General features: G+C 38.2%; 11 protein-coding genes. 4 read left to right on the forward strand and 7 right to left on the reverse strand.

The annotated features are described in order from the left end of the window. Positions 1-27: 27 nt before the first annotated feature. A complete protein-coding gene (DarG, locus tag DRF61_RS15580; RefSeq protein ID WP_111958727.1) occupies positions 28-432 on the reverse strand; it encodes a flexirubin biosynthesis protein DarG in 405 nt (134 codons plus the stop codon). Between the two features lie 214 nt (positions 433-646). Between DarG and DRF61_RS15585 the strand changes: the two genes are divergently transcribed. Continuing rightward, positions 647-3,559, forward strand: coding sequence for a M16 family metallopeptidase (locus DRF61_RS15585; protein WP_111958673.1), 2,913 nt, complete (start codon positions 647-649; stop codon positions 3,557-3,559). A gap of 74 nt (positions 3,560-3,633) precedes the next feature. Here DRF61_RS15585 and DRF61_RS15590 read toward each other — a convergent pair whose 3' ends face one another. From DRF61_RS15590 to DRF61_RS15615, 6 genes are all read right to left on the reverse strand, one after another. Continuing rightward, complete coding sequence (locus DRF61_RS15590; protein WP_111958675.1) at positions 3,634-3,903, reverse strand: hypothetical protein; 270 nt, start codon at positions 3,901-3,903, stop codon at positions 3,634-3,636. 340 nt (positions 3,904-4,243) lie between these two features. Further along, entirely contained in the window at positions 4,244-4,687 is a 444-nt protein-coding gene (locus tag DRF61_RS15595) for a hotdog family protein (protein WP_111958677.1), read from the reverse strand. Positions 4,688-4,692: 5 nt separating this feature from the next. Beyond that, the gene (locus DRF61_RS15600; RefSeq protein WP_111958679.1) at positions 4,693-5,124 is read right to left on the reverse strand and encodes a hotdog family protein; all 432 of its coding nucleotides are present in this window, start codon (positions 5,122-5,124) and stop codon (positions 4,693-4,695) included. Continuing rightward, entirely contained in the window at positions 5,124-6,263 is a 1,140-nt protein-coding gene (gene darB / locus DRF61_RS15605; RefSeq protein ID WP_111958681.1) for a dialkylresorcinol biosynthesis protein DarB, read from the reverse strand. Before darB ends, DRF61_RS15600 begins: the two co-directional genes overlap by 1 nt. Before the next feature lies 1 nt (position 6,264). Continuing rightward, complete coding sequence (locus tag DRF61_RS15610; RefSeq protein ID WP_111958683.1) at positions 6,265-7,179, reverse strand: EVE domain-containing protein; 915 nt, start codon at positions 7,177-7,179, stop codon at positions 6,265-6,267. Positions 7,180-7,222: 43 nt separating this feature from the next. Further along, positions 7,223-10,876, reverse strand: a complete 3,654-nt coding sequence (locus tag DRF61_RS15615; RefSeq protein ID WP_111958685.1) for an MMPL family transporter — start codon at positions 10,874-10,876, stop codon at positions 7,223-7,225. Between the two features lie 327 nt (positions 10,877-11,203). On the opposite strand from DRF61_RS15615, the gene DRF61_RS15620 reads away from it, so the two are divergent. The 3 genes from DRF61_RS15620 (at position 11,204) to topA (ending at position 18,870) form a co-directional block, all read left to right on the forward strand. Then, positions 11,204-12,343 carry an EpsG family protein gene (locus DRF61_RS15620; protein WP_223557662.1) on the forward strand — a complete coding sequence of 380 codons (1,140 nt, stop codon included), beginning with the start codon at positions 11,204-11,206 and terminating at the stop codon, positions 12,341-12,343. A 282-nt stretch (positions 12,344-12,625) separates the two neighbouring features. Beyond that, the gene (locus tag DRF61_RS15625; RefSeq protein ID WP_146897148.1) at positions 12,626-16,054 is read left to right on the forward strand and encodes a T9SS type A sorting domain-containing protein; all 3,429 of its coding nucleotides are present in this window, start codon (positions 12,626-12,628) and stop codon (positions 16,052-16,054) included. Between the two features lie 272 nt (positions 16,055-16,326). Next, a complete protein-coding gene (gene topA, locus DRF61_RS15630) occupies positions 16,327-18,870 on the forward strand; it encodes a type I DNA topoisomerase (RefSeq protein WP_111958691.1) in 2,544 nt (847 codons plus the stop codon). Positions 18,871-18,901: the final 31 nt, after the last annotated feature.

An 18,901-nucleotide genomic window follows, 5' to 3' on the forward strand; every position in this document is an offset into this window, starting at 1 on the left:
TGCATATATTTATGCTTCATTTCTTTATTATTTTCCGTCAAAGTTTTTTAATTCATCCACTGAAATTCCAAATGCATCTGCATATTTTTTCAGTACGGATTGGTTTAGTGTTTTAAATACTTTTGGTTTTGCATGTCTTTTCACTCTCCACTGCCACATCCCGACATAGGAAGCGAGAACACCCAGATCCATCTTATTCAGTTCCATGAAATAAATAATAGGACTTACTAAATTATTGGCCACATTGTGTCTGGCCTCTTCAATTCTTTCATGAATAAGCTCCATGGATTCTTCGAGGGCTGCTTTTTTAGCTTCCCATCCAATGCTGTTGGCCGTTGTATAATTGTCATTTTCGTCCGTCACATACAAGACTTCGGTCATGTTTGCTGACTTCAGATTGCTCTCATCCTGGGGCAGGTCTTGTTTTTTCATGTAAACCGTATTATTCTTTTTAATCAGTTGGCTAAAATAGTGAAAATACATTATATGTAAATCATATTAAATTATAATGCCGAAACGGGCTTTATTTAAAGATAAATTCAAATTTTAACATAAAAAGTCATAATCTGCCGTTTGCTGTAACAAGTGCATGATGAAAGTAGACTTATAAGATTCTACTGAAATTTGATTTAAATAAATAAGACTTATGAAGAAATTTTTTATTTCTGTTTCACTTTTCTGCATGCTGCATGCAATGGCGCAGAAATTTGATACTCAAAAGGTGACGGACAGCCAGGGATATACTTACGAAACTGTTAAGAATGACCAGTCCGGTGTGAGAGTGTATACTTTGAAAAACGGACTGAAGGTTTATCTGGCAAAGAATGATGATGCCCCGAGAATTCAGACTTATATTCCGGTAAGAACGGGATCTAATAACGACCCTAGCGACAATACAGGTCTGGCGCATTACCTTGAGCATATGGTTTTTAAAGGAACTTCTCACCTGGGAACTCAGGACTGGGCAAAGGAGAAAGTATTGCTTCAACAGATCTCTGACCTTTACGAGCAGCATAAAGCTGAAAAGGATCCTGAAAAGAAAAAATTGCTCTACAAGAAAATAGATGAGGTTTCTCAGGAAGCTTCCAAGTATGCAATTGCCAATGAATATGACAAAGCGATTTCTTCATTAGGAGCAACGGGAACGAATGCCCACACCTGGTTAGATGAAACGGTTTATAAAAATAATATTCCATCCAACGAGCTTGAAAAATGGCTGAAAGTGGAAAAAGAACGTTTCTCAGAACTGGTATTGCGTCTTTTCCATACCGAACTGGAAGCTGTGTATGAAGAATATAACAGAGCCCAGGATAACGACGGCCGTCTTGTGAACTATGCCATGATGGAGGCTCTTTTTCCAAAGCATCCGAACGGACAGCAGACCACGATCGGGACTTCAGAACACCTGAAAAGCCCGTCAATGGTTGCTATTCATAAGTATTTTGATACATATTACGTGCCTAATAATATGGCTGTTGTTTTGGTAGGAGACCTGGATTTTGATAAAACCATTAAACTGGTAGATCAGTATTTTGGAGCTTTCAAGTACAAAGAGCTGCCGATGAAAAAAATGGTATCTGAACAGCCGATGGAAAGCATTGTGGCGAGAACGGTAAAAAGCCCGAGTACACCGAGAATGACGCTGGCATGGAGATCAGATTCCAATGGAACTCAGAATGCAAGATTAGCAGATGTGGTTGCAGAAATTTTAAGTAACAGAGGTGATGCCGGTCTTATCGACCTTAATATAAACCAAACGCAAAAGGTATTAGGTGCGGGAGCTTACGAATCGGCCTTTAAAACGTATGGTGCTTTTACGATGTCGGTAACTCCGAAAGACGGACAGAGCTTTGATGATGCTAAAAAACTATTGTTAGATCAGTTGGATTTAGTGAAAAAAGGGCAGTTTCCGGATTGGATGCTGAAAGCAATCGTCAATGACAAGAAAGTACAGCGTATGAAGTCGTGGGAAACTGCTGACGGACTGGCAACGACCCTATATGGTACTTATATCAATGAGAAAACATGGCAGGAGGAATTAGACGATATTAATCAGTATGAAAAAATATCAAAGGTAGATGTTGTTAAGTTTGCAAACGAGTTTTTCAAAGATAACTATGTAGTTGTTTACAAAGAAAAAGGAGTGAATGATAAGCTGGTTCGCGTACAGAATCCGGGTATTACCCCGATCAAGCTGAACAGAGAAGCGCAGTCACCTTTCCTTAAAGAGATCTTAAGCAGTAAAGTATCTGAGATCAAGCCGGAATTTATCGATTATAAAGCAGCGATCCAGACTTCTCAGATTAAAGATAAGAAGGTAAGCTTTGTAAAGAATAAGTATAATGACGTAGCACAGATCAGCTATATATTCCCTTTCGGAACGGATAATGATAAGGAACTTCCAATCGCGGTAACTCTTTTTGAATATCTTGGAACGGATAAATATACTCCTGAGCAACTGAAAGGTGAATTCTATAAACTGGGAATCTCTTACAGCTTCAGAACGTCCAACGATCAGGTGATCATTACACTGAGTGGTCTTGAGGCCAATATGAAGAAAGGCACTGAACTGATGAACCACTGGCTTACGAATGTAAAAGCAGACAAAGAGACCTACGCAAAGACCGTAAAAACCATATTGGAGGCAAGAGAAGCCGGTAAAAAGGATAAGACAAGAATCATGGCTGCTCTTACGAACTATGCTAAATACGGTAAGAATTCCAGAATGACGGATATTGTTTCCAAAGAACGTCTTGAGAGCATTGATGCAACGGAACTGACTAAGAAAATTAAAGTACTGAACCAGTCTCCATATGAGATATTCCTTTACGGACAGGATCAGTCAGGTTTAGAAAAGGCGGTTAAACCATATATTGCAGAAACCACTGTTCAGCCGGCAAAAGCTAAGGAATATCCGGAGCCTGCTGCAGAAGGAAAAGTATATTTTACAAACTATGACATGGTTCAGATGGAAATGTCTAAAGTAGCCAAAGGAGGGAATGTGAACTTGAGTAATTTCGGAAAAGCGAATGTTTTCAACGAATATTTCGGAAGAGGACTGTCTTCTATCGTCTTCCAGGAAATCAGAGAAAGTAAGTCACTGGCTTATTCTGCGTATGTTTCTTATGCGAACGCAACAGAGAAAGGACATGCGAACTATATCACGAATTATATCGGAACTCAGGCGAATAAGCTTCCTCTGGCTGTAAATGCAATGAATGATCTTATGGCATCCCTGCCACAGATTCCCGCACAGTTTGAGAATTCAAAAGGTTCTGCATTGAAGCAGATTGCATCCAACAGAATCAATAGAACGAATATATTCTTTAATCAGATGGCACTGAAAAAGCTTGGTGTTGATTATGATATCAGAAAAGATATTTATTCTGAAATTCAGGGGCTGACGCTGCCACAGCTTACAAGCTTCTACGAGGCTGATATCAAGCCTGTAAAATACAATACAGCGATCATAGGCAAGAAAGAAAACCTGAATATGGAATCCATCAATAAAATGGGAACATTCCAGGAGGTATCTCTTGAAGAGATCTTCGGGTACTAACCTTTATGAAACCAATTTTTTAAGCGGGGCAGTGATGCTCTGCTTTTTTGTTTAAACTAATCTGAAAGGCAGCTTTATTTCCTCTTGGTGTAATTCAGCTTCACCAGCAAATATATTTCTGTTTTCTCAAAATCATTACACCATGTGCGTTCTGAAACGACAGCATTTTCGTAGAGATAAAGATCTTCCATATTATTAACATATTCCAGTCTTTCGGAAGTCCGGTACTTAAAAAATGAAATAAGATTCACTTCATCACCAACCTGTGGAGCAATCGGAAACTCAACGGAATTTTCAAAATCGAATTCAATGTCATACGAATAGAATCTTACCTTTACACTCATAATATTATTTTTATCAAATATATCGAAAATAAAGGGTTATTAAATATTTGGGAGGGAAGAGGGAAGATGGGGGCTGGAAGTTACTGGCAGGATTTCAATGTATGATAGTTTATTATACAAATTGATGAGATAGGTTAAAAGAACAATAAAACTGGCTTAGAGTTATTCTGAGACTTCTTGAATAACTTTCCTCTCCCAAGCTCCAGCTTCCCTCCTTCATAATCATCTGTGCAATCCGTGGTTAAAAAACATAAACAAGACAACTTTTTCACGAATCGGGGCTAAAAAAGAAAAACCGCACGGTAATCGTACGGTTGTATATTTTCATTGAAATGTATTCTTAAGATTTCACTTCCTGAATAAACAGATTGATCTCCGCCCTGATCAATAATTCATCATTATTAAAAGTCTCACAGAAGATATTGCAAATATTTTCATACTGCGAGATCAGCGAAGCTTTCGAAATAATTTTATCTCCCGTTTTGGGAAGCGCAAACAGCTCAATTTTTTTGATATTGGTAATAAAGCCGATCACCTTGGTGTCTGCAGAAGGATTTTCAAAGAAGCTCTGTCCGAGAATGGATGAGCAGGTCTGGGCAAGGTTTTCAATCAGGCCGGCTTCTGCCAACTCGTTGTTGTGGACAAAGATATTATCTTCTTTTATTTCAAAGGAAGTCACAACCTTTTCTTTGGTCAATTCCAGGATATAATCTGCCATCAGCATCGGTTCCCGGTGCGGCAGAAAGTTATGTATATTGATAAGGTGCTCTTCCTTGATTTCCATTACATTTATTTTACAGCAGTTTTCATTTGGGATTTTGCAATGATCGAGCCATTCAGTTTCGTGACAATATCCACCAGTGTTACCCCCATCACCTCATTAAGGATCGATACTTCCGAGATCAGCAGATCACCTGTTTTTGGCAAGGTTTCAGCTTCAAAAGATTTAATGGCTCCGATATATCCGGTAGGGGCGTCTTTTCCTAACAGGTAATATTTATAACCTGTGTGTAAAGCAACACTCTGTGCCTGATGCTCGATAAGGCCGGAAGCCTGGAATGTCCCGTCTTGGATAAAAATATTATCTTCTTTTATTTCAAAACCTGAAACAAGATGATCATCAGAGTATTCTGTAAGCTCATGAACCATGACAAACGGAAAACGCTGTGGGATAAGGCTTCCCACAAAATCCTGATCAGATGTCGGCAGTTGGTGTTTCATTAGCAAACCGTTAATAGGGCACAAGAGTAGGCAAATCTTCCACTTTCAGGAACACATAACAATACTTTTTCTCCTTTTTTCAACGTTCCGGAATTCATTAATTCTTCCAGAGCGATGAAAATAGAACCTGCACCGATGTTTCCTACTTCAGAAAGGTTATAGAACCATTTCTCTGTAGGGAAGTCCATGCCTTTTTTAGCGAATTCGTCTTTTAAACCATCTTTAAAATAGCCTGAAGAAATATGCGCCAGAACATGGTCTATTTTTTCAGGATCCAGGTTATGCTTATCAAAAGAAGATCTTAAGCTTTCTGCTCCTTTTACAAGAATATATTTGTCCAGGATTTTGGTGTCCTGCTTAATAGCAAAGATTGATTCTTTCAGCCATTCATCAGAAGGGTAATCTGCCCATGATTTAAGGCTTCCGTCTTCCTGCTTATCGCATCCGGCATACATACAAGCTTCAATTTCATGAGCGTAAGAATAAAAATCAATGAATTCTATTTTTAAATTAATTCCGTTTTCTCGGGGCTTATTTTCGAGAAGGAATGCACCGGCGCCGTCAGAAAGCATCCATCTCAGGAATTCTCTTTTGAAGGCAACAATTGGTCTTTCTTCCAGTAATTTTAAGTTTTCTGCTTCATGATTGAATTTATCTGCAGTCATCCATGCAGACATTCTTTCTGAGCCTGCACAAATAGCGTTATCCTGTACACCAGCCTTTACGGAAAGGAATCCGTAGTTCAGGGCGTTCATTCCTGAGTTGCAGAGACCTGTAGCGGTATTAATTTCAATAGATTTTCCAATATTCAGCTCACCATGAACCATAGAAGCATGTGAAGGCTGCATCTGATCCGGAGAAGTGGTTCCAACGGACAATAGCTTCATATCTTCTTTTTTGAAGTTTTCATCAAACAATCCTTCAACAGCTTTGGCTGTGATCTGTGCATTGGTATGGGTAGGATTTCCTTCTTTATCCAAAGCATAGTATCTTGTTGTGATCTTGTTATTTCTTAAAATCAATGATTTTGCTTTAGAGGGAGCGCCATTTATCAGACCAAGATAAGTCTCCATTTCATCATTTGATACCGGGTTATTAGGTAAGTATGTTGATGCTTTTGTTATAAATACGTCGTACATTCTATTTTAAATTAATTCCTTGTAAATATGTTTTTTGTTTTTGTCTTTTAGACCAAAATATAGGGGTTGTCAGTAAGTGTAAAACTAAGACGACAGGTGAAATAATCCATATCGCAGCCATCAAATATACCTTAAAGAATTTTATCAGCAATGGACGTTTCTCTTTTTTCTTAATAATGAGATTAGACCATACGGTGAAGATCTTGTTGCCTACTTTTTCTACTCTTACTAAAAAAGGACGGATCTCTACAGCGCCATTCTTTACCAGATCAGGCTGAAGGCCGGATAAGCTTCCGTTGCTGAAATGCTTTTCTATAATGTTTCCGTACTTTACAGAGCCCGAAATTTCTTCATCCGAAATCCCGGCGGCAGGAAGCATTCCTGATTTTTCTTTCTGCCCTGTAGTCAGCCAGCGTAAGATCGTCAGTACACTTGTGTAATTGTCATGCCTATCCACTAAAGCAATATTTCCTACCAGTTTTGCGCCAAGATTTTTTAAATATACCTTAAGCTTTTCCTGAGAAAGCATCCACATATTTCTGGTTCCTGAAATTGTAACTACATCTGTATCTTTCATGATCTTTTCTGCAAAACCACTCTTTAGGAATGAAATGATGGGAATAGATGGCGTAAGATACCAAACCTGATAGCCGAATAAAATAAGGTCGTACTTTTTATTCAGGACCTCATCAGAAGGCGGGAAGATCTCTTTCGGAATCTGAAGGTAAGATTCAGGAAATGTATTGAAAAAAACGTCGCCCGGCCAAGGAAAAGGAAAGTCTTCCTTCAGCTGTATATTATAATAGGTAACGTCATATTCCTCCTTTTTAGCTTCAAAAGGTTGGGCCATGTTCTTCACAATATCCTCCAGCTGGCCGGTTTGCGAATAATAAATGATGAGTATGTTTTTTTTCATTAATATTCTTTAGCGGTTACAAAAATATGCTTTTCATATTTATTTACTGTTTTTTGAATATTTTTATTGCCTGTGAATTAAACTCCTGTGAATAATCTGGATTGTTTAGCTCTTTGGATGCCGTGTTCAGGAATATAATTCTCTCAGGAAGTTCATTCAGTGTACTGATATCAAAATTATGATCTGAAACCAGCAGTACATCAATATTTTTATTGATTTCCGAAAGATTATTAATATAATTCAGCTTTCTTCTTTTAACCAAATAAGTCTGTCTTGCCGTTTGTCTTCTTTCATCATTTTCAATGAAAGAGAAAATTCTTCTTTCTGCCTGATAAAGGGTAAGCAGAATATCCTTCTGTCCGAAATCATCTGCGATATGCAGGATGGATGCATCCTTCGGAATATGTTTGTTCAATTCAAAATAAACAGATTTATGGGCATTAAAATCATCTTTTACTTCTTTTACCACTTCACTGTCTTTATAGAGGTAGCTTAAGAATAATTTTTTCCTGAAATAATTTTCGTCTTCCAGCTCATGTCGCAGTTTTGCAAATTCCTGTCTGAAGTACGCATTGATTTTTTTTGTTCTTTCAGAATAGTTTTTTCCGAAACTCAGATCATCTTTGCTGATTCTTTTCCCTACTTTTACGGTAATGCTTCCGTCATAGATAATGAAGTCTCCTTTTGGCAATACTTCGGAATTTCCGTGAATGTACAGAGGGAGAATATCAAGTCCGAACTGTTCTGCAAGATAAAATGCTCCTTTGTGGAACCTTTTCACATCGTTCGTATAAGATCGTTCTGCTTCGGGGAAAACAACGAGGGAATATCCCTGTTCAATTTTTTCTTTTAGTTTTTCCATCCCGTTCTCTATTCCCTTAGAAACCGGATAAAAGCCAAGTGCTCTTACCAATCTTCCAAAAACAGGAGAGTCATATACCCAGTCATTGACCAGATAGATGATTTTATGAGTCGCCATTGCAATAGCAAGTGTATCCAGGAAAGAATTGTGATTGGCGATAATCACTGCCGGTCTGCTGAAATCTTCCGCAGGGTTTCCAATAACTCTTTTCTTTACAAAGGGAGTAATATACAATACAGATGTTAAAAATTTAGCTAAAATTAATTTAATAATATCTAAAGTTTTTCCTTTTGATCTTTTGATAAATACACTTCCGATCAGTGAAAAAACGAATCCTCCCAAACCATAATAAAAGAATGATATGATGCATCGTAAGAACAGTCTGAAAGTAATAGGAGAAAGTCCTTTTTTTGCTCTGTTTGTGATTAATAATCTGAACCAGAACGGATACAGCGTGGAGGTAATGATAATCACAGAGAACATCCCGATAAGGGCGACCAATGCCAGTGAATGTAATGCCGGATGTTTTGCAAAGATCAAAGAACCTATTGATAGAATAGTTGTGAAAACGGCAAGAATAATAGACGTTCTGTAAGTTGGAAGCTCATTTTTACCGGTTGTATGCTCCTTTTGCATGGCCTGGGTCAGGAAAATGCTGAAATCATCCCCAACTCCAAAAACCAGTGTACAGACTACCGTACTGAAAATATTTAGTTCTAATCCTAAGAAATAAAGAATCCCCGCCGTTACGATTCCTGTTAATACAATAGGGAACATGGTGAGAACAGTAAGCTCAAAATTTCTGAAGAAAACAATAATGGTCAGGATAATGGCCAGAAGAGAATAGTTGATCAGCGTACTGAAATCTCTTTTCAACAGACCCAAAAAGTTCTCATTCATTTGCTGGCGGTCAATGGCGAGAGCATCGTGGTTCTTCTCAACGTCTTTTATGAAGGTGTCTCTTTTCTTCTCATCTACTTTTACAACATTGGAGACCGTATAAAATCCGTTTTCATTGCTCAGGAATTCCGAGATCTGTAATGCTTTTACTTTCTCATAATCTTTGAGGCTTAATGTTGTATAGCTCTTATTTAAAATTTCATTGAAATTGTCAAAAGCATTGCTGTTGAATCCAAATTGATTTCCGCTGTTTACCAGTTCAGAAACAGTACGCTCCTTTTTATTTCCATCCCAGAATTTATTCCATATTTCGATCCTTTGTTTCTGATCTTTTTCAGAAAGGACAATATTTCCCAGTGAATTATAGCTCAGGATTTTTCCTTGCTGTTTTTCCTTCTCAAGAAAGTTGCTCAGCCGCGAATTTCTTGCCAGTGCCTCTTCCTCCGAGTCCCCATAAGAAATAGTGTAAATGGATTTTGAAGTGATATCAGAAAGTTTCTGAAGTTTGGCCTCGCTTATTTTTAAGTCTTTCGGAATATAATTGAGGTCACCAATGTCCTCATTGAAGCCCACATGCCGGAAACCGAACAGACAGGCAATAATAATGATAGAGCAGCCTATGATCAGAGGTTTGTTCTTTTCATATGGATAAGAACCTATCCTGTCGATAAAATTAATGCTGTGCTTACCCTTTTCCTGCTTGGGCTTATAAAGCTGAGGTACAATGATCAGTGCAGTAATGGAAGAGAAAATAACTGTAATTGCGGCAAAGAGACCGAGATCTTTCAGCGCTTCAGAACGTACAAATACTAGACATAAAAAAGAGACAGCAGTTGTGGCACTGCTCAGTATAATCGGTTGTGTGATCTCTTTGTACAGCTCTTCTATATTATTGTTGTGCTTGTAATGGGTAAGAATATGGAGCGCATAATCTATGGTGATTCCGATAAGGATGGCACCTACACTCAAGGAAATAGCTGAAATTCTGTCTTTTATAAAATAAAGGATCAGCAGGGCCAGCAATACCGAAAATACAGTCGGGAGAAATACGATAATCGGAGTAAAGAAATTCCTGAAATAATAGATGAGGAGGACCAGAAGTACCGCCATGGAGATCATGACCGTATTTTGAATATCTTTTTTTATCTGCTGGGCATTGGCCACGGCAATTATCGGAGAGCCGAAATAACTAAGCTCTGTTTTTCCTTTAAACTGTTTATTGATGCTGTCTTTTATCTGGTTGAGCTGATTGATGAAAGCTTCGTTGCTTTTGGTGTTATTGCTTTCATTTTTAGGATCTATGAAAAGCAAAAGGTTTTTCCCGTCTTTTGTGACTATATAATTGTCTTCAAGCTTGAAATCTTTGCTGATGTTTAAAGCATTCAGTTTTTTGATTCCTAAGTAAGTAATTCCCAAAGGATCTTTTTTGATGAATTCCTTTGTTACAAGACTTGTCGGTGAGACCAGAGAAACATAATTATTCTCTACCTGCTTGGATATACTGTCTTTTTGAAGTTTCCTTTCAATTTCCCTGTAATCATTTTCATCAAGGAAAAGAGGCAGATTTTGGTTGACAAAATCAAATGTTTCCGAGATTTCACTGTCGTTCACCTTTCCCTGGACAGAACCTATATATTTTTTCAGAGGTTCCATCTTTTGCAGAAAATTATCAGCCGTTTCAGAAAGCTGAAAGCTGTCCTCATTGGATTTGTTCTCTATAATCACAATGATCTTATCTGAAAAATTGAGCTGTTTAAGGACTTTTGCGGTAAGATCGGACTTTTCATTTTTAGGGATTATCTGGTTGATATCCTCTTCAAAGTTAATTTTTGAAGCAAAAACACCACATATTACAGCTATTCCTAAAGCAAGAATTGCTGAAAGAAGCTTGTTTTTAGAAATCAGATAATATAAAAATATAAAGAAACGATGCATTACATTATGAAATCAAGTCTGCAAATTTAATTTTTTCAGTATTAGTTCAAAACATTTAAGCTATAAGTTTATCTGAAAATCAATAAAATATTCTAGGCAGAATAAAAAAATATTCTACTTTTGCAAAAGTTCCCTCTTAAAATATATTTTAAACCAATATTATTACTAAATAAGAATCTGTTTTAGATATGTTGAAAAAAAATGATGAAAAAATTAACGGATTTCTAATGGCAGGAGCATTCTCTTTTCTGCTGCCTGCATTCTCTTATTACAGATTTGCATCTTCCTTGTGCGTACTGCACCGGTTACAAAAAACACTAAATTAGCATGAGTTTATTACATCCATATTTCATCGTTGCGATCGTATACATGCTTTTCTTTAGTGTACAGGAAGTTTTTGGTAAAAGAGTAGAAAAAAAGTGGTTGTGGTTCCTGGGGATCTATCTTATTTTACTGGCGGGCTTCAGGGATAATGTAGGCCCGGATTATGGAAGTTATAAGGCAATTTACATTTATTCTGATACAAAGAGCTATTACAGTATTTTTATGAAGATGCTCCACATGGAGGGTCCGGATCATCTGGAAGTGGAATGGCTGTATACACTCATTAATAAGATATTGCTGAATGTCTTTAATGCACCCTTTTATGTGCTTACCCTGGTTATTGCTATCTGTGCTGTTTTCTTCAAGATAGAATATACGGAGGATAATACTTTTTACCCCTTTACATTTACCCTGTTCATGTTTATTCCTTACTTTTTTGTGGGGGAAAGCGGACAGATCAGGCAAAATCTGGGGACATTTATTGTTTATTTTGCCGTACGGTACATTAAAGAGCGGAAATTATGGCATTATCTCTTTTTTATATTCCTGGGATCGGGTATACATACCGTTTGCTACCTGTTTCTCCCGATGTACTGGCTGGCCCGTATTCCACTGAGTAAAACCGTCATGCTGGTCCTGATCATCATCTCCATATTTCTTTCGCCATTCGAGATATACCGGGCTTTTGGAAGCTTTTTAGACAGTATGGCCTCAGATAATATTTTGGTGAATGGATTAAATGGATATATGGATGAATATTCAGAAAGACTGAATGGAGGTTTTGGAATTCCCGAAGCCATGATGATGATCTTGACGTTCTTTCTTTTTGCATTTGATACCAAGATGAAAGAGCTGTATCCCTATTATGAATACCATAGAAGCTATGCCGTTGTGGGAATATGCTTTTATTTTATTTTCAGGAACAATCCGGTATTCTCATCCAGACTTGTAGGTGCATTTATCGGGTTTTCTTACGTGCTGATCCCCAATACAATGTATGTAGTATCGAGTGGCATGAAAAAAATGATTTATGCTTTTATCATTGCACTTGTTATTTTTAACTTTGTTGTTTTCTCCTCCTTCTTAAATATTAAAGTAGGTAGATTTACCATTGAGCTTTATAAAAATCACATTCTCCCTTAGAATTATTTTATTGACTATATTTTATAAAGACAGCTCCAATGCTGTCTTTTTTTATTCCTTATTCCTCTTTTTTTAAACGGTGATTATCCTCATAAAAATTTATCAATTGAAAACTCTACTTTTGTATTTTACAAAGTGCCGTTTTCGTATTTATAATCTTTTAATGATGATTTATTATTAATACAATTAACATATTGTTTTTCTATTCATATTTTTAATTGTTTATTGTTGATAAAGGCTTAAAAGTTGTATTTCATGTAAATGACACACAAGTCTAAGGATATGAAAAATTTAGTTAAAAGTTTTGCGGCAATTTTTTGCTTAGTGTCGATTTGTACCTATTCTAGGAATAGTAGAGGATTGAAAGAAAATCTTCCGTATGGATATACAGAAAAATCAGTATCTGCAAAAGATACTTTAACAAAGCCTGCTGACAGAAGGGCAGTCGTTTCGGACTGGACAAAAGCTCCCAACAGTTATATTTTTGATCCCGGCCAAAACAGCGAAGGTTTGCTGATTCCGGTAAGAAAAGCTTATGTTATGTGGCAGGGGGACGGATACATTAAAGGGGACGGAATCCCTTCCGGCAACCAGACAGCTGAGGTATTGTGGGAAGATTCTCATGGTCTGATAAAATCAGGGGAGAGATACTCGCTGGAAATTTTAGGGTCCGATGAAAATGCCAAAATAAAAGTTCCCATCAACAAAGCAAAAAAAGGAAATGCTGTGGTTGCCTTAAGAGTAAACAGTGAAATCTATTGGAGCTGGCATATTTGGGTGACCGATGATCCTACTAACGGATCCACTTACAAAAGTTTTGATAGTATCACAAGAGTTAGGGGAGATGGAACGGTTGAGCGGATTCCTGATTCAGATTGGGGATGGATGGACCGTAATCTCGGAGCTTTAAGCAGCTCCATTACTTCTTCGGACTGGAGCAAAAGTATGGGATTGCTCTACCAATGGGGAAGAAAAGATCCGATTCCGCCTTTGGTAACAAGAGGGAACGACTTCTACGAAGTGTCAGGATCCATAGGGAGGATCAGGCATAGAGGCGCGAAAAACTTTACCGGTGCTTTAAATATTGATAACCTCACAAAATATGTTCCGCTTGCAAATGCAGAGATAACCAATAATATCAGGCTTTCTGTGAAAAATCCATTAAGTCTGATCTATGTGAACAAAGACGATAACAGCGGCCAGGCTTATTACAACAACAACCCCAATCTTCCGGTTAACTGGTTTGGAAATGCTGCCGGAATTCCGGATAGCAGGCTTTCAGAACTTAACCTTTGGTCTGATAATTCCCGGGGACTCATCAGTACGGGATATAACAATAATGCAAGTGCAAAACCTTACTGGGATAAATCTCCCTATGATCCATGTCCCAACGGATGGAGAATACCGTCAATGCTGGTAGCGAATTTAGCCTCACAGTCTTATATAGATGATATCAGGCTGGATTTTTCCCCTTTCGGAGTCAGAAGCAATATGGCTAAAAATGTTTTCGAAGCAAACAAGTATCATATTATTAAACCTACAGATACAGGAGTACCATCATTCATAACAGGATTTAAGGTCTACCCTAACTTTGGTTTTGATCTTTCCAATGCCGGTGGGAATAATATGGGAGTTTTTCCGGGAACAGGACAGTTGATCAGGAATGCCCACCAGGGGCAGTATACCGACCAGCATCACGTTGCCTTATGGACGGCAACAATGGCCAGGCATTTTGATACTTCCCCGGCGGTTATCACCAGAGGGCTTTTTATGATCCCTGATAAAGGACAGTCCGATATTCCGGATCCTAATTATCCCAATATTAAAGGAAGATATTTTTATATGCCTATGTCAGGAATGTATACTTCCGATGCCAATGGATGTCGATGCATCAAAGACCCTCTTTATATCGTAAATGATTACAATTTTCCTTCTGAATATCTCGCTCCGAAAACAGAATACAGAGAAGGAATCAATAATCCTAATACCTATCAGGCTGTTAAAAATTCAACGCCCTTTATTGTGGAAATCCCGGTAAGCAAAGCCTTTTCAGTGCAAAGTCAGCTTTTGAATAATCAGGAAATATTAGATGCCCCCAACTTCAATAATCTAAAAGTAAATGTGCTTTGGACGACTAATACAGCCCTGATTAATAAAGTGTTGGTCGTTAATCCTTCCCCGGCCTCACTTGAGACTCTCAGCAGCTCAAAAATTTCGGTGGAGATTAATCCGAACCAGAGTGGGAATGCTGTAGTGACGCTTCATAACGGAAGCATTTCTTCACCGGTGTATTGGAGCTGGCATATCTGGATAACCGATTCCTCTTTAGGATCTTATAACTACAGGACAGAACTTCCGATGGCTGAAGCGGTCAACTATGTGAATTATGTAAATAAGGCGGATGCTGTATTTCAGACAGAATTTATGGACAGGAACCTGGGAGCGATAGATGCATTTCCGATAGTTGCCAATGCGATGACACCAACAGCTGCAGAACTTGCAAAAATAAGAGCTTCTACAGGACTACATTATCAATGGGGAAGAAAAGACCCGATTCCTACCTTTCAGTATGCAGACAACAGAGCATCATTTAATGTGTTTTTAGGAATAGCATCGAGTAACGGAACTATAGCTTATACTACACTAACTCCTGCTGCCTATAATAATATGTCAGGAAACTATATTGTTCCTTATAATACTTATGCAGCCCCAATTGTGCAGAGTGCCGATAAACCAGCGGATAAAATTGCAAAAGTACTGTCTTACTCTGTGAAGAATCCTTTGGTATATATGATCCCAAGTTCTTTTGCTCCTTATAACGGTGCAATGCCTAATTATACCAATGGGACGGACTGGTTGGCCAATGAGCCCAATCTTGCTGCTGACCGATGGGGCAGAGGAGGAAAAAAATCACCTTTTGATCCTTGTCCGGAGGGTTGGAGGATCCCGGATGTCACCAATGTGGCATTAATTTCTAATCAGGATTTCGGGCAGTCGCCCTGGTATAAAAAAGATAAAAATATAGCGACCTTTTATAGTGTCAGTACAGATTACGCAGGATATAGAGTCAGAAATCCTTCCACAACCTCTACTATAGGGTATATGTTTATAGGTCCATCCTATATACTTGGTAATTTCCCGGATTCGGGTTCGCGCGGATTCAGAAATGTTATAGCTAATCAGTCTCCACAGGGAACATTCAATACAGTCAACTTTCAGTATCCTGGTGTCTGGACAGCAGCTTTGGCTGCAAACTATCTGGGGCGATCTGTTAATGTCTTGTTTGATGCAGCTTCTACGGCCAACCGGTTTATTGCATTTAATGATAATAATGATCCCTATTTAGGAATAAGCTGTCGATGTGTGAGAGTGAAGTACGACGCTCAGGGAAATGAAGCTGGTCCCATTCCGAGATTACAGGTTACGGCTATGGCTGCAGGAAAAGAAGCGGCTGTCTTGAGCACGACAGAGATGAAGGAAAAGATAAATGAGAAGAAAATATCATTATTTCCAAATCCAGTAAAGGATATACTGTATATTAATGATTCAGATAAAACAGGCTATTATTATCAGATCTATAATGTTGCTGGACAGTTTGTTAAATCCGGAAAGTTTGAAAACGGAAGAACAGACTTGTCAGCTCTAAGTTCAGGAGTATATTTAGTAAGAATTAACAATTCTGAAGAAATTGTGAAAATTATTAAACAGTAGAAACTTTAAAAAGCCATAAAAAGCAGAACAGAATTTCCTGTTCTGCTTTTTTATAACGGCATATGCTTGCATCTATCACTGTTGATGAAAAATTCTATATCATCTATTTTATTAAAGTTAAATTTCGAGCTAAACCCTACACCCTAAAGGACTTGATATCTTTAAAAATGCCCTCAGGAACGCATGTTAAACACATCTAAATATTAAATTAAACCGTTTTAACAAAATGTATATAATAAAAAAGCTTTACTTTTGCAAAAAATTTTTTTAGAATGTCGAAAAATTTAGTAATCGTAGAGTCCCCGGCAAAAGCAAAAACTATTCAGAAATATTTAGGGAAGGATTTCGAAGTGAAATCGAGTTTCGGACACATCCGTGACCTTCCGAAAAAAGGTATGGGAATAGATCTTGCCACCTTCAGTCCTGATTACGAGGTTTCGGCTGACAAAAAGAAACTGGTAACAGAATTAAAGGCTGCCGTAAAGAAAGCCGAAATGGTATGGCTGGCTTCCGATGAAGACCGCGAGGGAGAAGCTATTGCATGGCACCTGGCGGACGAATTGAAACTGAAACCCGAAAACAGAAAAAGAATTGTTTTCCACGAGATTACTAAAAATGCCATTCTAAAAGCCATTGAAAATCCCAGAGATATTGATCAGAATCTTGTGAATGCCCAGCAGGCAAGAAGAGTTTTGGACAGGATCGTAGGTTTTGAAATGTCTCCGGTTCTCTGGAAAAAAGTAAAACCAGGTCTTTCTGCAGGAAGAGTACAGTCTGTGGCTGTAAGATTAATTGTAGAAAGAGAAAAAGAGATCCGTGAGTTTGTTCCGAAAGCAAGCTTCAAGCTGGATGCAATTTTCTTAAATAAAGCTGAGCAGGAAATTGCTGCAAAGCTTAAAAAAGACTTCGAAAAAGAAGAAGACGCAGAAAAATTCCTTGAAAAAGCAAAAACTACAGAATTTAAAGTCCTGAATGTTGAAACAAAACCGGGAACACGTTCTGCATCTGCACCATTTACCACTTCTACTCTGCAGCAGGAAGCCTCTTCAAGATTAGGATATAACGTAACCAATACCATGCGTCTTGCACAAAGGCTATATGAAGAAGGGTACATTACCTATATGAGAACCGACTCCGTGAACCTTTCCCAGGAAGCGATCGAAGGCGCAAAAAAGCAGATCACTTCAGAATATGGAGCTGAATATTCTTCACCAAGAAACTATACTACAAAATCGGCCTCTGCACAGGAAGCTCACGAGGCGATCCGTCCGACTGACTTTGCGGTGAAAAGTATCGGTGATGCCCAATTGAACAGATTATACCAATTAATATACAGAAGAACACTGGCTTCCCAAATGGCAAACGCTAAAATTGAGAAGACTGTGATTGAAATAGGAAACGCATCACTGCCCCAGCATTTTGAAGCACAGGGGGAGGTGATTATTTTTGACGGTTTCCTGAAAGCTTACGGAATTGTAAAGACAGAAGACGATGATGAGGAAAACAATGAAAAACTGCTTCCTAAAGTAAATGTAGGGGAAGTTTTAAGTTATAAAAAAATAACCGCTTCAGAAAAGTTCACAAGACCAAGTGCAAGATATACGGAAGCCGGATTGGTGAAAAAGCTGGAAGAATTAGGAATTGGACGTCCGTCTACTTATGCGCCGACGATCCAGACCATTCAGAACAGAGAATATGTAGACAAAAGAGAGATAGATCCTCAAACCCGTGAAGTGGTTAAGATGTCTCTTACAAAAGATAAGATCAAAAAAGAAGTTCTTGAAGAAAAATTCGGGGGCGACAAAAATAAATTTGTACCTACAGATATTGGTGAGGTTGTTAATGATTTCCTGACAGATAATTTCAAAGAAATCCTGGACTATGGCTTCACGGCAAGAGTAGAAGAAAGCTTTGACGAAATCGCTAACGGAGATCAGAAGTGGAAAGAAATGATGACCAATTTCTATTCAAAATTCCACCCGAGAATTGAAGATGTAGAAGAAAATGCAGACAGAGCGAATGGCGACAGGCTTCTTGGAGTAGATCCTAAGACCGGTAAAAATGTTCATGCAAGAATCGGAAGATTCGGAGCGATGATTCAGATCGGTGAAACGGAAGATGAAGAAAAGCCAATCTTCGCTTCACTAATGACGGGACAGAATATTGCAACCATCTCTTTAGCTGAGGCACTGGAGCTTTTCAAACTGCCATTCGAACTTAATGAATTTGAGGGTCAGGCAGTTTCTGTAGGAGTAGGAAGATTTGGACCTTATGTGAAGTGGGGAGAGACATTTATCAGCATTCCGAAAGGTGAAGATCCTCTTTCTGTAAGCCAGGCGCGTGCAGAAGAGATCATCAACGAAAAGAAAAAAGCTGATGCGCCAATTGCTACTTATAAAGGAGATCCGGTAACTAAAGGAACAGGAAGATTCGGACCGTTCATCAAATACAAAGATATTTTTGTGAATGTTCCTAAGAAATATAACTTCGATAATCTTTCACAGAGTGACATCAATGAGTTAATTGATGCCAAGCTGGAAAAAGAAGCCAACCGATACATCCAGCAATGGGAAAAAGAAAAAATTTCTATTGAAAACGGAAGATGGGGGCCATTCGTTAAATTCGGGAAAGCCATGTTCAAGATTCCTAAGAAAAAAGATGACACAAAATATGAGGCTGAAGAGCTGAAGGATGTATCTCTGGATGAGGTGAAAAAATGGATCACAGACCAGGATAAAAATGCCTTTGCAGAGAAAAAGAAGCCGGCAGCTAAGAAAACAACTGCAGTAAAAAAGACAGCAGCTAAGAAGAAGTAATATTAAAATAAGTATACAAAGCCGTTAACAA

Origin of the sequence: Chryseobacterium lathyri (genome assembly GCF_003290185.1) — a bacterium.
In the GTDB taxonomy this organism is placed as follows: Bacteria; Bacteroidota; Bacteroidia; order Flavobacteriales; family Weeksellaceae; genus Chryseobacterium; species Chryseobacterium lathyri.

Excerpts from the sequence above, each read along its gene's own strand:
- DRF61_RS15600 (WP_111958679.1), bottom strand. The coding sequence starts at position 5,124 with ATGAAACACCAACTGCCGACATCTGATCAGGATTTTGTGGGAAGCCTT.
- DRF61_RS15585 (WP_111958673.1), top strand. The coding sequence starts at position 647 with ATGAAGAAATTTTTTATTTCTGTTTCACTTTTCTGCATGCTGCATGCA.
- DRF61_RS15610 (WP_111958683.1), bottom strand. The coding sequence starts at position 7,179 with ATGAAAAAAAACATACTCATCATTTATTATTCGCAAACCGGCCAGCTG.
- DRF61_RS15595 (WP_111958677.1), bottom strand. The coding sequence starts at position 4,687 with ATGGAAATCAAGGAAGAGCACCTTATCAATATACATAACTTTCTGCCG.
- topA (WP_111958691.1), top strand. The coding sequence starts at position 16,327 with ATGTCGAAAAATTTAGTAATCGTAGAGTCCCCGGCAAAAGCAAAAACT.
- DRF61_RS15625 (WP_146897148.1), top strand. The coding sequence starts at position 12,626 with ATGAAAAATTTAGTTAAAAGTTTTGCGGCAATTTTTTGCTTAGTGTCG.
- DRF61_RS15620 (WP_223557662.1), top strand. The coding sequence starts at position 11,204 with ATGAGTTTATTACATCCATATTTCATCGTTGCGATCGTATACATGCTT.
- DRF61_RS15615 (WP_111958685.1), bottom strand. The coding sequence starts at position 10,876 with ATGCATCGTTTCTTTATATTTTTATATTATCTGATTTCTAAAAACAAG.
- DRF61_RS15590 (WP_111958675.1), bottom strand. The coding sequence starts at position 3,903 with ATGAGTGTAAAGGTAAGATTCTATTCGTATGACATTGAATTCGATTTT.
- darB (WP_111958681.1), bottom strand. The coding sequence starts at position 6,263 with ATGTACGACGTATTTATAACAAAAGCATCAACATACTTACCTAATAAC.
- DarG (WP_111958727.1), bottom strand. The coding sequence starts at position 432 with ATGAAAAAACAAGACCTGCCCCAGGATGAGAGCAATCTGAAGTCAGCA.